This is a genomic window from Spongiimicrobium salis (assembly GCF_043678055.1).
GTDB lineage: Bacteria > Bacteroidota > Bacteroidia > Flavobacteriales > Flavobacteriaceae > Spongiimicrobium > Spongiimicrobium salis.
Map to the genome: position 1 here is coordinate 161,750 of NZ_JBHEQA010000002.1, position 12,845 is coordinate 174,594.

The 12,845-nt window shown below is 38.6% G+C and carries 9 protein-coding genes; 7 read left to right on the top strand and 2 right to left on the bottom strand.

Features of this window, described 5'->3' with window-relative positions:
* Positions 1 to 109 precede the first annotated feature (109 nt).
* Positions 110 to 1,369, top strand: a complete 1,260-nt coding sequence (locus ACEXOE_RS10080) for an aminotransferase class I/II-fold pyridoxal phosphate-dependent enzyme (protein WP_394748653.1) — start codon at positions 110 to 112, stop codon at positions 1,367 to 1,369.
* A gap of 62 nt (positions 1,370 to 1,431) precedes the next feature.
* Here the strand turns inward: ACEXOE_RS10080 and ACEXOE_RS10085 are convergent, their stop codons facing one another.
* The gene (locus tag ACEXOE_RS10085) at positions 1,432 to 2,550 is read right to left on the bottom strand and encodes a GTP cyclohydrolase (protein WP_394748654.1); all 1,119 of its coding nucleotides are present in this window, start codon (positions 2,548 to 2,550) and stop codon (positions 1,432 to 1,434) included.
* Positions 2,551 to 2,672: 122 nt separating this feature from the next.
* The gene (locus ACEXOE_RS10090; protein WP_394748655.1) at positions 2,673 to 3,713 is read right to left on the bottom strand and encodes a transporter; all 1,041 of its coding nucleotides are present in this window, start codon (positions 3,711 to 3,713) and stop codon (positions 2,673 to 2,675) included.
* A 111-nt stretch (positions 3,714 to 3,824) separates the two neighbouring features.
* Here ACEXOE_RS10090 and ACEXOE_RS10095 point away from each other — a divergent pair, with 111 nt between their 5' ends.
* From ACEXOE_RS10095 to ACEXOE_RS10120, 6 genes are all read left to right on the top strand, one after another.
* On the top strand, positions 3,825 to 4,088 hold the full coding sequence (locus ACEXOE_RS10095) for a DUF4834 family protein (RefSeq protein WP_394748656.1): 264 nt from the start codon (positions 3,825 to 3,827) through the stop codon (positions 4,086 to 4,088).
* Positions 4,089 to 4,109: 21 nt separating this feature from the next.
* On the top strand, positions 4,110 to 6,551 hold the full coding sequence (locus ACEXOE_RS10100; RefSeq protein WP_394748657.1) for a YfhO family protein: 2,442 nt from the start codon (positions 4,110 to 4,112) through the stop codon (positions 6,549 to 6,551).
* On the top strand, positions 6,551 to 7,831 hold the full coding sequence (locus ACEXOE_RS10105) for a glycosyltransferase family 4 protein (protein WP_394748658.1): 1,281 nt from the start codon (positions 6,551 to 6,553) through the stop codon (positions 7,829 to 7,831). Before ACEXOE_RS10100 ends, ACEXOE_RS10105 begins: the two co-directional genes overlap by 1 nt.
* Positions 7,822 to 9,279: a lipopolysaccharide biosynthesis protein gene (locus ACEXOE_RS10110; RefSeq protein ID WP_394748659.1), complete on the top strand. Its 1,458-nt coding sequence runs from the start codon at positions 7,822 to 7,824 to the stop codon at positions 9,277 to 9,279. The genes ACEXOE_RS10105 and ACEXOE_RS10110 overlap by 10 nt, the downstream gene beginning before the upstream one ends.
* Before the next feature lie 76 nt (positions 9,280 to 9,355).
* Positions 9,356 to 10,117: a cyclase family protein gene (locus ACEXOE_RS10115; protein WP_394748660.1), complete on the top strand. Its 762-nt coding sequence runs from the start codon at positions 9,356 to 9,358 to the stop codon at positions 10,115 to 10,117.
* Between the two features lie 92 nt (positions 10,118 to 10,209).
* Positions 10,210 to 12,786, top strand: coding sequence for a M1 family metallopeptidase (locus ACEXOE_RS10120; protein ID WP_394748661.1), 2,577 nt, complete (start codon positions 10,210 to 10,212; stop codon positions 12,784 to 12,786).
* The last annotated feature ends 59 nt before the right edge of the window (positions 12,787 to 12,845 follow it).

Below are 12,845 nucleotides of genomic sequence, written 5' to 3' on the forward strand. Positions count from 1 at the left end.
ATAATTTATGAATGCTGACTAAAAATCTATATTTTTGCAGCTAGTCAAATGAGGTCATGATTCTTTTTTTATCGTGAACAATTTGATAGTACAAACCAAGAAAAGCTGAATGAGAGATCTATTTGATAGAATTATTGAGAATAAGGGACCTTTGGGAAAATGGGCTTCCCAAGCGGAAGGGTATTTTGTTTTTCCAAAATTAGAGGGACCTATCTCCAACAGAATGAAATTCCAAGGAAAAGACGTAATTACTTGGAGTATTAATGACTATTTGGGATTGGCAAACCTTCCTGAAATTAAGAAAGTAGATGGAGAGGCGGCTGCAGAACATGGAGCTGCGTATCCAATGGGGGCCAGAATGATGAGTGGCCATACGGAATATCACGAACAACTAGAGCAGGAGTTGGCTGCTTTTGTACATAAAGAATCTTCTTATCTATTAAATTTTGGGTATCAGGGAATCATGTCCGCTATTGATGCCTTGGTTTCTAAAGATGACATTATTGTCTATGATGTAGATTCCCATGCTTGTATTATTGATGGGGTGCGTTTGCATATGGGAAAACGCTTTACCTTTAAGCACAATGATATTGAAAGCCTTGAAAAGAACTTGGAGCGTGCTGTGAAAATGGCAGAGCAGACAGGAGGAGGAATATTAGTGATTTCTGAAGGAGTTTTCGGGATGCGTGGTGAACAAGGAAAATTGAAAGAAATTGTAGCCCTTAAAAAGAAATATAACTTCCGATTATTAGTAGATGATGCCCATGGTTTTGGAACCTTGGGAAAAACAGGAGCAGGAGCAGGGGAAGAACAAGGTGTACAGGATGATATTGATGTATACTTTGCCACTTTTGCAAAATCTATGGCCAGTATTGGGGCTTTTTTGGCAGCTGATAAAGAAATCATAGATTATCTAAAATATAATCTGCGTTCGCAGATGTTCGCAAAATCATTGCCCATGGTCTATGTGAAGGGGGCATTGAAACGATTGCATATGCTGCGCACCATGCCAGAACTTAAAAATAAGTTGTGGGAAAATGTAAATGCATTACAAAACGGTCTTAAGGAAAAAGGATTCGATATAGGGTCTACTTCCAGCTGTGTTACGCCTGTATATTTGAACGGAAGTATCCCTGAAGCAATGGCCTTAGTGAAAGACTTACGGGAAAATCACGGGATTTTCTGTTCTATCGTAGTATATCCTGTAATTCCTAAAGGATTGATATTATTGCGAATGATTCCTACGGCGACACACACCATGGAAGATATTACAGAAACATTGAATGCATTTTCTGTAATTCGGGAACGCCTTGAAAACGGAACCTATAAACGATTGTCCGCAGCGGTTGCAGCAGCAATGGGAGAATAGTACGCTCCAGAAAAAAATCATACAATAAAAAAATCCCAAACGTTTCGTTTGGGATTTTTTTATTACAAGTTTTTGCGATAAGTCCTTCTGCGTTTATGAACTACAGGGTCAAAGTTTTTCCAAATTTGCCGTATTGCAGTATTTTCTTCCAATTCTGGGGTGCGAATACAATTTACAATGCCTTTCTCTGTAAACGTTTTATAGTATTCATTGAAAACAATGGCGGTGACTCCTTTGTTTTGATACTCAGGAAGAATCCCGATCAAATAAAAAATGACATCCTTACTATGTTTTTTGGCATTCAATAGATAGAATATACCAAAAGGGAATAGTTTTCCTTTTGCTTTTTGCAATGCTTTGGAAAAAGAGGGCATTACAATGGAAAAGGAAACAAGATTATCGTCTTTGTCTACAATGAACTTAATATATTCTGGATTGATAAAACTGATATACTTCTTTTTAAAGTACTCTTTTTGAATGTCGTTAATAGGAACAAAAGAGGCTAAGGAAGCATAACTTTTATTAAACAGATCAAACATCTTATCGGCATAAGGCATGACGTCCTTGGTACGCGTAAAATTAATTTCCCGCAATTGGTACCTTTTTTTGATCAGGGTTTGAATACGGGAAAAAAGTTCCGGTTTGGCATTGCTAAAAGCAAATTTGTTCTCTAGGTATTCTTTCTCTTTCTTGAAATTCAAAGCTTCGAAATGCTTTACGTAATAGGGGTGATTGTACCAGGTAATCATAGTTCCAATATGATCAAAACCATCGGTAAGTACCCCAACTTTGTCTAAATTGGAAAAACCAACAGGGCCTTCCATATATTCCAATTGGTGCTCCTTTCCAATTTCAGCAACCTTATCCAATAGGGTTTTGGATACTTCCTGGTCATCGATAAAATCGAACCAGCCAAATCGCATTTTCCTTATCTTTTGCTCCTTTACTTCAATCCAATTGATTATGGCCGCAACGCGTCCCACCACTTTTTTATCCCTATATGCCAAAAGGAATTTTGCTTCCGCATCTTTGAAAACAGGATTTTCGTTTCTATTGAACGTCTGGAGTTCATCATTGATGATGGGAGGAACCCAATAGGGGGAATCTTTATAGAGTGAAAAAGGGAATTTTACAAAAGTTTTTAGCTCGGCTTTGGTAACGGCCTCTTTAATGGTAATCATACATCAGCTTTTCTATCTTCAATATTAATGATATTAATCAACAGAAAAAACCCTTGTGCACAATTTTATACGGTTTCTCTAAGAATACAGAAAGACAGTAACCCAAGCTTAATGGCATAGGATTAAAATTCAATGAATTCCTTTTCCTTTTTCTTTTTGTTCTTTTTCTTTTTCTTTTTTGCAGCTTTACGTTTTCTGCGGGCTTCTTTTTTACTGATGCCTTTTTTGCCCTTCTTTTTCATGCTATTCTTTTTGATGGGACCATCCCCATCTTCTGGAGCTTGATCTTCAATAGGAAGGAGTTCGTCCTTATGAAAGTCCAAACGATAGGATGCCCCGAGTGTTCCAAAAAGGCGCGATGGCGTATTCTTAAAACTGCCGCCAATATTAAAGTCCACTTGGAATTTTTTACTGAATAAATGGGCAACTCCAGCTCTTGTAATAATGTCGGCATAGCGATCACTCTGTACACCTTGATTCTCAATAAAGACGCTCCACTTGGGGTTTTTTAGGGCATGCGAAAGGGAAATAATATAACTCCATTCTGGAAAATCGGTTCCAATACGGTCATAGGCAATATTGGAAATAAACACCAATTTGGGACTAAGGGTACTTTGTGTGGCTACCATTACCCTTGGGGAAACTGTAGGGTCTCCCGGTAAAAAAGGATTATTACCCAGGGCAAAACTAGCTCCGGCATAGACAGATACGGCAGGAATTAAATTTTTCCAGCGAAACTTGTTATTGGCCCTCCAACTGTAGAGGTTGGGCTTACTGAGTTCAGAATTTTTATAAGGATCATAAATTAGGTATTTAACACCAAGGCGATTCCGAGAGAAATTCGTTCTTGAAATGTCTGAACCGGTGCGCTGAAAAGTAAGGTTTTCGTTTTGATAGGTGCCTTCCCAGTTGATCTCTAATTCTTCGAACAAAAAACCATATCGAAAGGAAAAATCCGTTCCCAAGAAATCAGATTCGGTCAACAAAAGATTATGTTCCTGTTGTTCGTAGAAAACGCCAATTTCCGCCTGAACAACGTTTTTGCCAACAGCATAGGCACTTACGGATTGCCCCGGTCTATTGGAATTGATGACATCGGTATATTGGGATATTCCCAGAAATGGCATTAAAAAAAGAAGCCTAAAAAGGATTATTTTATTCATTTTCATTGGAAATGGCTGCCCCATAGGTATGATTTTATTATTATTTTATGATAGTATCACCTCTAATACAACGTTAGAATTGTATTTTTGATATAAAGTTTTAGAATTATTATGGGTTTTTTAATGACGATTTTGATTCTGGTATTGATTTACTATTTCCTTAAAATAGTGGGGAAATGGTTTGCTCCTAGGCTGTTTGCTTATGCTGCTAAGAAAACAGAGCAGCATTTTAAAGAACGCTTTGGTGAATTTCAATCGCAACAGGCTTCAGAGGAGGAGCAGATCGGAGATGTCATTATTGATAAAAGCACCATGAAAAAAACCAAACCCTCAAAAAAAGTTGGAGATTATATAGATTTTGAGGAAATTGACTGATTATTTGCGAAAAACCAACCTATGAATACAGGGATTAAAGTCTTTTTTACCCACTTTTTTGTTACCGTATTTTTTATTGTAATCGCCCTGGCCTACTTTCACCCTGTGCTTCAGGGAAAAGCCATTTTTCAATCGGATATTGTTCACTATACCGGAATGGCTAAGGAACAGAACGATTTTAGAAAAGAAAATAAAGAAGAACCTTACTGGACCAATAGTGCCTTTGGGGGAATGCCCACGTATCAGCTAGGAGCCAATTACCCGCATAATTACGTAAAGAAATTAGATCGCTTGATTCGTTTTCTACCAAGACCTGCGGATTATCTCTTTCTTTATTTTATTGGATTCTACATTTTGTTATGTTGTCTTAAAGTCGATTTTAGATTGGCCATTTTAGGAGCATTGGCCTTTGGTTTTTCTACCTACATGATTATTATTTTGGGTGTCGGGCACAATGCTAAAGCCCACGCCTTAGGATATCTGCCTATGCTTTTGGGGGGAATCGTACTGGTTTTTCGAAAGAAATACTTATGGGGGGCATTATTATCTGCCATGGCCATGGCCTTGGAAGTAGGGGCCAACCACTATCAAATGACCTATTATTTTATGCTTTTGGTACTTATACTGGGAGTGGTGTATATGATAGATGCCATTCGAAAAAAGGAATTGAAATCCTATTTTTTGGGGGTAGGAATTCTTTTGGTTTCTGTTACGCTGGGAATAGCTGCAAATGCAACAGGTTTAATGGCCACTAAGGAATACGCGGACTGGAGTACCCGGGGAAAAAGCGAATTGACCATAGAAGCGAACGGTGCAACAAAAGAAAACACCAATGGCCTGAGCAAAGAATATATTACACAATATAGCTATGGGATCTCAGAATCTCTGAATTTATTTGTTCCCCGTTTGTTCGGCGGCTCGGGAGGTGAAAATTTAGGAGAAGATTCCAAGACCTTTAAATATCTTGTAGATCATAATATTCCAAGAACAAATGCCCGGGAATTTTCGGAAGGCCTTCCGCTGTATTGGGGAAGTCAACCTATCGTTGCCGGCCCTGCCTATATTGGAGCTGTCATATTTTTCCTCTTTATTTTAGGGCTTTTTGTCGTTAAGGGAAAACACAAATGGTGGTTATTGGGAGGTGTGATTATGTCTCTATTGCTTTCATGGGGAAAGAACTTTGGGGTTTTGACCGATTTTATGATCGACTATTTCCCGATGTACAATAAATTTAGAGCCGTTTCCTCTATTCAAGTTGTTTTGGAATTGTGCGCTCCTATTCTGGGGGTTTTGGCTTTGGCCGAATTATCTAAATCCAATCTAAATCAAAAAGAAAAACTCAGATCATTAAAAATAAGCTTTCTAATTGTTGCCGGATTGGGAGTGGCTCTCTTGTTGTTTAAGGGGGCATTTGATTTTACAGGAGCAAAAGATGAAGTTTTGCTCGCGCGAGGACTCCCTAGTGAATGGATGGATGTAATACAGTTGGATAGGCGAGCGGTGTATACCAGTGATACCATAAGGTCACTACTATTTGTAATTGCGACCGCTGCTGTTTTATGGTTGTCTATCAAAGGGAGAATGAAACAAAATTTTGCCATTTTAGCCCTTGGCGCTCTGTTGCTTTTGGATTTGGTGGGGGTTGGTAGACGTTATGTGGACAGTGATGATTTTGTACGTCAACGACAGATGACAACACCTTATCAGGCAACTTCCTATGACAAACAAATATTGGCGGACACCACGATTTTTAGAGTTTTTGATCAAGCAGAGCAATTAAATGGTTCCCGAACTTCCTATTTTCATAAATCCATTGGGGGATATCATGCCGCAAAACCGGCTAGAATGGAAGATTTATTTTACTTCCATATAGCGCAAAATAATATTGGAGTTTGGAACATGTTGAACATCAAATATGTTATCCAACAAGATCAAGAAGGTAGAAGTTATGCAGCCGTTAACCCTGATGCTTATGGGAATGCTTGGTTCATTGAAAAATTGGAGCAGGTAAAATCTTCGGATGAAGAAATATTGGCCCTTGGGAAGTTTGATCTGGCCAATGTGGCCGTAGTCAATACCAATACCTTTCCCAATATCAATAGATTCGATTTCCAAAAAGATTCCACGGCATCCATTTCATTGGTGAAATATCAACCGAATCAACTAATCTATGAATCCACAAATCCCAATGCGGGAATTGCAGTGTTTTCTGAAATGTACTACGCTAACGGATGGAATGCATACGTAGATGGAAAATTGCAGGATCATTTTAGGGTAAACTATGCTTTAAGAGCCTTACGTTTAACCGCAGGAACCCATAAAATAGAATTTAAATTTGAGCCAGAATTGATTAAAACGGGAAGTACCATTACCTTGGCAAGTTCCATTGTTTTAGGAGTATTGGCTATTAGTAGTATTGTCTTTTCATTTTTACGTTCGCGCAAAAAAGAAGAAGAAGCCTAATGAAAAAGGTACTTGTCATCACATACTATTGGCCTCCTGCGGGAGGACCAGGGGTGCAACGTTGGTTGAAATTCGTAAAATACTTAAGGGATTTTGATATTGAACCAGTGGTTTATGTTCCTGAAAACCCCAATTATCCTATTGTTGATGAAAGCTTTATGCATGACATTCCTTCCGGAGTACAAGTCCATAAACTAAAAATCAAGGAACCCTATCGTTTGGCCAATATCTTTTCTAAAAAAGCCAAAAGGATAAGCTCGGGTATTATCACACAAAAAAATCAATCTTTCGCAGAAAAACTGCTCCTGTGGATACGTGGAAATTTCTTTATTCCCGATGCACGTAAGTTTTGGATAAAACCTTCTGTTCGATTTCTGTCAAAACTTATTCAGGAGGAACAGATCACAACAATGATTACAACAGGCCCTCCACATAGCGTACATTTAATTGGCAATAGGATCAAAGAGCAATTGGGGATACATTGGGTGGCCGATTTTAGAGATCCTTGGACCAGCATTGGATATCATAAACAACTGAAATTAACAGCAAGTTCCAGAAAAAAACACAAGGAACTTGAGAAAAGGGTACTTCAAAATGCCGATCAAATAGTGGTCACAAGTAGGACTACGAAGCGAGAGTTTGAAGCCATTGCAAAAACGCCGATTACCTGTATAACCAATGGATATGACACCAGAGATATAACGGAAGCTTCGACGCTGGATGAAAAATTTACGATTTCCCATATTGGTTCAATGCTCACAGGGCGGAACCCGGAAAACTTGTGGAAGGTATTGTCCGAACTAATAAAGAGCAATGCGGCCTTTAAGTATGCGGTACAACTACAATTTATTGGGGTAATCAGTACTGATGTGCTGGAGACCGTTCATCAATATGGCCTGGAACCTTATGTACGCGTACTAGGGTATGTGTCCCATGAAGAAGCGATTCGATATCAGCGATCTTCCCAAGTTTTATTGCTAACAGAAATCAATGCGGAGGAAACCCGAGGCATTATTCCTGGAAAGCTATTTGAATATATGAGTGCAGGGAGGCCAATTTTTGGCATAGGACCCAAAGATTGGGATGTTGCCGCTTTGGTTGCAGAAACCAAAACAGGGGCAATTTTTGACTACGATTCGTATTCCGAATTAAAAAATGTACTTTTAAATTGGTTTGCACAATATAAAGTAAATCAGCTGAGCGTGTCCTCGGCGAATGTAGAACAGTATAGCAGAAAGAAACTTACAGAAAAATTGTCCAAAATATTGCAATGGGAATAGTTTTTAAACAAGCATTGAGCAATACCCTGATTACCTATTTTGGATTTGGTATTGGAGCTGTTAATCTCCTCTTTTTATATACTAATTTTTTAACCGAAGAGTACTTTGGTCTGGTCACCGTAATCCTTTCTACCTCGGCAATTTTAATGCCTTTGATCGCTCTGGGCGTGCCCAATGCGCTTATAAAATATTATCCCGGATTTCATGAAGACCGCGAACAAGATGGTTTCTTGACCTTGATGTTGTTCCTGCCCCTTGTATTGATTGTTCCCATGGGCTTGGCTTCCTATTTTGCCAACACCTTTATAGGCACCTTTTTATCGGGCGAAAATCCTATTGTGAAAGATTATGTATGGTATATCTTTCTTATAGGTATTGCCATGGCCTATTTTGAAATATTTTTTGCCTGGTCCAAGATTCAGATGAAATCGGTTTTCGGAAACTTCATGAAAGAAGTTTTTGTTCGGGTAGGCGTCACGATTTTATTGCTTTCGGTATACCTTAACTATATAGAGGTTCATTTTTTCTTAAAGGCTTTAGTAGGGCTGTATATTTTACGTATGCTCATTATGAAATGGTATGCCTATCACTTGAGAATGCCCAAGCTAAGGTTCACTTTTCCTAAAAATACCAAAGCCATTTTAAATTATAGTGTGCTCATTATTCTAGGGGGTTCCGTAGCCGTGATTCTTTTGGAAGTAGATAAATTTATGATCAATCAATATATCGCTATAGAAAACGTGGCGTATTACAGTATTGGGGGATACATTGCTACAGTAATAGCGGTACCATCCAGGGCAATGCATCAAATTACCTACCCTTTAACCGCTAAGCTTCTTACCGAACAAGATAGGGTAGGTCTAAAGGATTTATATCAACGAAGTTCTTTAACGCTCTTTATTGCTTCTGGCCTTGTTCTCCTTCTTATAATTTTAAATCTCAACGATTTATATAAATTACTACCGGAAACATATAAGGAAGGTTTCTATATCGCCGTATTGATAGGGTTAGCGAAACTGTATGATGCCCTTCTGGGAAACAATAATGCAATCTTATATAATTCCGATTATTATAAAACATTACTACTTTTAGGCGTTTTCCTAGCGATCTTTACCATTTTATTAAACTTATGGTTGATTCCCAAATACGGACTCAATGGCGCGGCCTGGGCCACCTTTATCGCCATCTGCAGTTATAATACACTTAAAATAGGCTATGTCCACTTAAAATTTAAGATGCATCCCTTTACTTCGGGCACACTCAAAACCATACTACTTTTACTGTCTGTTGGATTGCCCTTATATATTTTAGAATTTCCATTTCACCCTATAATCAATATTGGATTAAAAAGTGCGTTGATCATTTTAATATATGGCATTGTACTATATCGATTTAAGTTTTCTAAGGATGTTTTTGAAGCCTTATCCAATTTTTTGAAGCGTTTCTAAAGTGTACATCTTTTTTTATTAGATGACTTTTGAACGGATGAAAGGAGCTTTTTTTTGACAAATACCGCTGTAGTATATGAAAATAGTAGATCTCTCCAAACCTATTCAATACAATAAGTTTGACCCTTGGTTTATGAAAGTAAAAATAAAGCATAAACCCCACAGAAAAGCAAAATGGTTGATTAGAGTATTGGGCTTGCCTTTTCGGTTATTTCCCAAAAATTTTGAGGGATGGGCAGATGACACCATACAAAAAATGGGAGTCCACGCCACGACCCATATCGATGCTCCTTGGCATTATTCGCCTGTGACAGCGGGGAAGAAATCAAAGACTGTAGATGAAATCCCCTTGGAATGGTGTTATGGCGAGGGTCTGGTGATTGATATGAAACACAAGTTGGATTTTGACCCGATCACGGTTAGGGATATCGAAACTTTTTTGGAAGAAAACCAATTGATTGTTAAACCCAATATGATTGTGCTTATCCGAACAGGAAGGGATGTATTTAATGGGACCAAAGATTTTCACAAACGTGGCACGGGTATGAGCGCCAAAGCAACGGATTGGTTGATTGGGAAAGGAGTTAAAGTAATGGGCATAGATGCTTGGGGATGGGACCTTCCCTTACCGTATATGATGAAAAAAGCCAAAGAAACAAATAATCCTGAATACTTTTGGGAAGCTCATCTAGTAGGGAGGGAAAAGGAGTATTGCCATATGGAACAATTGGTCAATTTGGATGCACTCCCATTGCAAGGCTTCAAAATAGCCGTTTTTCCTTTGAAAATAGTGGGGGCATCTGCAGCGCCTGCCCGAGTGGTTGCACTATTCGATTAAATTCAGTTTCTTGGGCCTTGAAAATTGCCCTAACCTATACCCAGTACCCTGTAGTAAGATGTTTATGGGATGATGAAATTTAAAATCAACAGATGAAAAAAATTCTTTTATTAAGTAGCATTATTTTAATCAGTGCCTGTAAAGAAAATCATTCAGAAGATACATTTTTGGATGAAGGTGTGCCTTTGGAAATGGCTGTTTATAGGGCAAAGCAGCTGTCCGATGTGGTCTATGATGTGTTTTTTGATATTCCAGCAGAACGTTCGGCCCCCATAACTGCGGAATTAAAGGTAAAGCTGCAGGTGCACGATTTGAAGAAGCCACTATATCTTGATTTTAAAGAAGATACAGAAGGAATACAAGAAGTCGTCGTAAACGATAAAAAAATTCCGATTGACCATCGCAAAGAGCATCTTATTATTTCACCAAAATATTTGAGTCTAGGGAATAATATAGTGGAAATAGATTTTATAGCCGGAGAACTATCCTTAAATCGGAATGATGATTATTTATACACCCTTCTTGTTCCGGATCGTGCGAGAACATTATTTCCATGTTTTGACCAACCGGATATCAAGGCCTATTTTGACCTTACCATTAAAGCTCCCATGTCGTGGGAAGTCGTTAGTGGGGGAGGGCTATTGCATAAGGAAGCAAAGGAAGGCTTTACGACCCATAAATTTAAGCAAACGGATAAGATGAGTACCTACTTGTTTTCCTTTGCTGCTGGTAAATTTGATAGGGCTTCCCATGAAGAAAATAATTTTGCTATGGAGTTGTTTTATCGTGAGACCAATCCTGATAAAATACAAAGGAGCACGAAGGAAATATTTGATCTTCATCAAAGATCTGTAGCCTTTTTATCGGATTATACGAGACAGGAATTTCCCTTTCAAAAATTGGATTTTGCCACAATACCTGGTTTTCAATATGGGGGCATGGAACATACGGGGGCAATACAATATCGCGAATCCTCTCTTTTTTTAGACCAAACGGCAACCCAGAGCAGGGAAATTGGTAGAGCAAAACTTATTGCCCATGAGGTATCCCATATGTGGTTTGGCAACTTGGTCACCATGAAATGGTTTAATGACGTTTGGATGAAAGAGGTTTTTGCCAATCTTATGGCCGATAAAATCATAAATCCGGCTTTTCCAGAGGTAAATCATGATCTACAGTTTATCACTGCACATTACCCCAGAGCTTATGGTGTAGATCGAACAAAGGGAGCTAATGCAATGCGACAAAACCTTGATAACCTCAACAATGCAGGCTCGTTATATGGGAGTATTATTTACAACAAAGCCCCCATCATGATGCGCCAACTGGAAACACTCTTAGGAAGTGAGAATTTTAGAAATGGTTTGGCCGAATATATTAAAGCATATGCCAATGGGAATGCGGAATGGCCCGATTTGATTGAAATCTTGGATTCTAAGACAAGTATTGATTTACAGAAGTGGAGCAATGTTTGGGTAAATGCCCCTGGCCGCCCACGTATAGAGTCCACAGTTTTGTATGATGACAATAAGCGTATTACATCTTTTAAAATTGCGCAAAATGCGGAAGACGGTTCTGACAAAATATGGCCTCAAGTCTTTGAAATTGCCTTGATATACCCCGACTCCATTCATACTATTCCCGTAGAACTTTTAGATAGGGAGATTGGGCTTATGAACGCAAATGGAATGCCAAAGCCCAAAGCCATACTCTATAATTCCGATGGCCTAGGTTATGGCATTTTCCCCACGAGCGAAGCTGTTTTTTCTGAGATAGTACATTTAGAAGATGAAGCGGCTAGGGGGTATGCATATATTAATCTTTATGAGAATATCTTAAATGGTACACTTTCTCCTGAGCAAGGTCTAACACTGCTTAGTACTGGACTACAAGTAGAATCCAACGAGCTAATTTTAAGTAGAATTACGGCATATACTCGAAGTCTGTTTTGGAAATACCTGAATGCAGATGAAAGGGAAAAACAACAAGGGGCTATTGAAATGGCGGTAATGGAACGCTTACTAGGAAAAGAAACCCCAAGAATTAAAAAGACATTGTTTCAATTGTTTACGGCCATTGCATATTCAGCAAAAGGAATGGATACCCTGTATAGCCTATGGAAGAAAGAACTTGTTTTGCCCGATTTAAATTTGAGCGAGGACGATTATACCAATATTGCCATGCAATTGGCCGTATATGGGCATCCGGAAAATGAGGCGATTTTGGAGAAAGAATATAGCACCATTAAAAATCCGGATAAACAAAAACGCTTTGAGTTTTTAAAACCTGCACTGTCATTGGATCCTGTCACGAGAGCTACTTTTTTTGAATCTTTTAGAAAAGCAGGACAACGGGAAAAAGAAAATTGGGTATTGGCTGCTGCAAGTTATATGCATCACCCCTTACGTCAAGGAGATGCCATTAAAAACTTAGGATTAAGTTTGGAAATTTTGGAAGAGATTCAACGCACTGGGGACATTTTTTTTCCCAAGTCATGGTTGGACAATACCATTGGCTTGTATACCTCAAAAACAGCTTTTCGGATGCGGGAAACCTTCTTGGAGCAGCATCCTGATCTTAATCCTCAACTCAGAATGAAATTGTTGCAGGCCACAGATGATTTGGACCGGGCTCAGCGGTTGATAAAAAAAACAGACCCAGATTTGTAATTAAAAAAAGCCCTGCAGGAATAAATTCACTACAGGGCTAAACAACTAACCAACCTAAA

What these genes read in the sequence shown, in the direction of transcription:
- ACEXOE_RS10110 (WP_394748659.1), top strand. Translation starts at nt 7,822, where the DNA reads ATGGGAATAGTTTTTAAACAAGCATTGAGCAATACCCTGATTACCTAT.
- ACEXOE_RS10120 (WP_394748661.1), top strand. Translation starts at nt 10,210, where the DNA reads ATGAAAAAAATTCTTTTATTAAGTAGCATTATTTTAATCAGTGCCTGT.
- ACEXOE_RS10105 (WP_394748658.1), top strand. Translation starts at nt 6,551, where the DNA reads ATGAAAAAGGTACTTGTCATCACATACTATTGGCCTCCTGCGGGAGGA.
- ACEXOE_RS10115 (WP_394748660.1), top strand. Translation starts at nt 9,356, where the DNA reads ATGAAAATAGTAGATCTCTCCAAACCTATTCAATACAATAAGTTTGAC.
- ACEXOE_RS10100 (WP_394748657.1), top strand. Translation starts at nt 4,110, where the DNA reads ATGAATACAGGGATTAAAGTCTTTTTTACCCACTTTTTTGTTACCGTA.
- ACEXOE_RS10090 (WP_394748655.1), bottom strand. Translation starts at nt 3,713, where the DNA reads ATGAATAAAATAATCCTTTTTAGGCTTCTTTTTTTAATGCCATTTCTG.
- ACEXOE_RS10080 (WP_394748653.1), top strand. Translation starts at nt 110, where the DNA reads ATGAGAGATCTATTTGATAGAATTATTGAGAATAAGGGACCTTTGGGA.
- ACEXOE_RS10095 (WP_394748656.1), top strand. Translation starts at nt 3,825, where the DNA reads ATGGGTTTTTTAATGACGATTTTGATTCTGGTATTGATTTACTATTTC.
- ACEXOE_RS10085 (WP_394748654.1), bottom strand. Translation starts at nt 2,550, where the DNA reads ATGATTACCATTAAAGAGGCCGTTACCAAAGCCGAGCTAAAAACTTTT.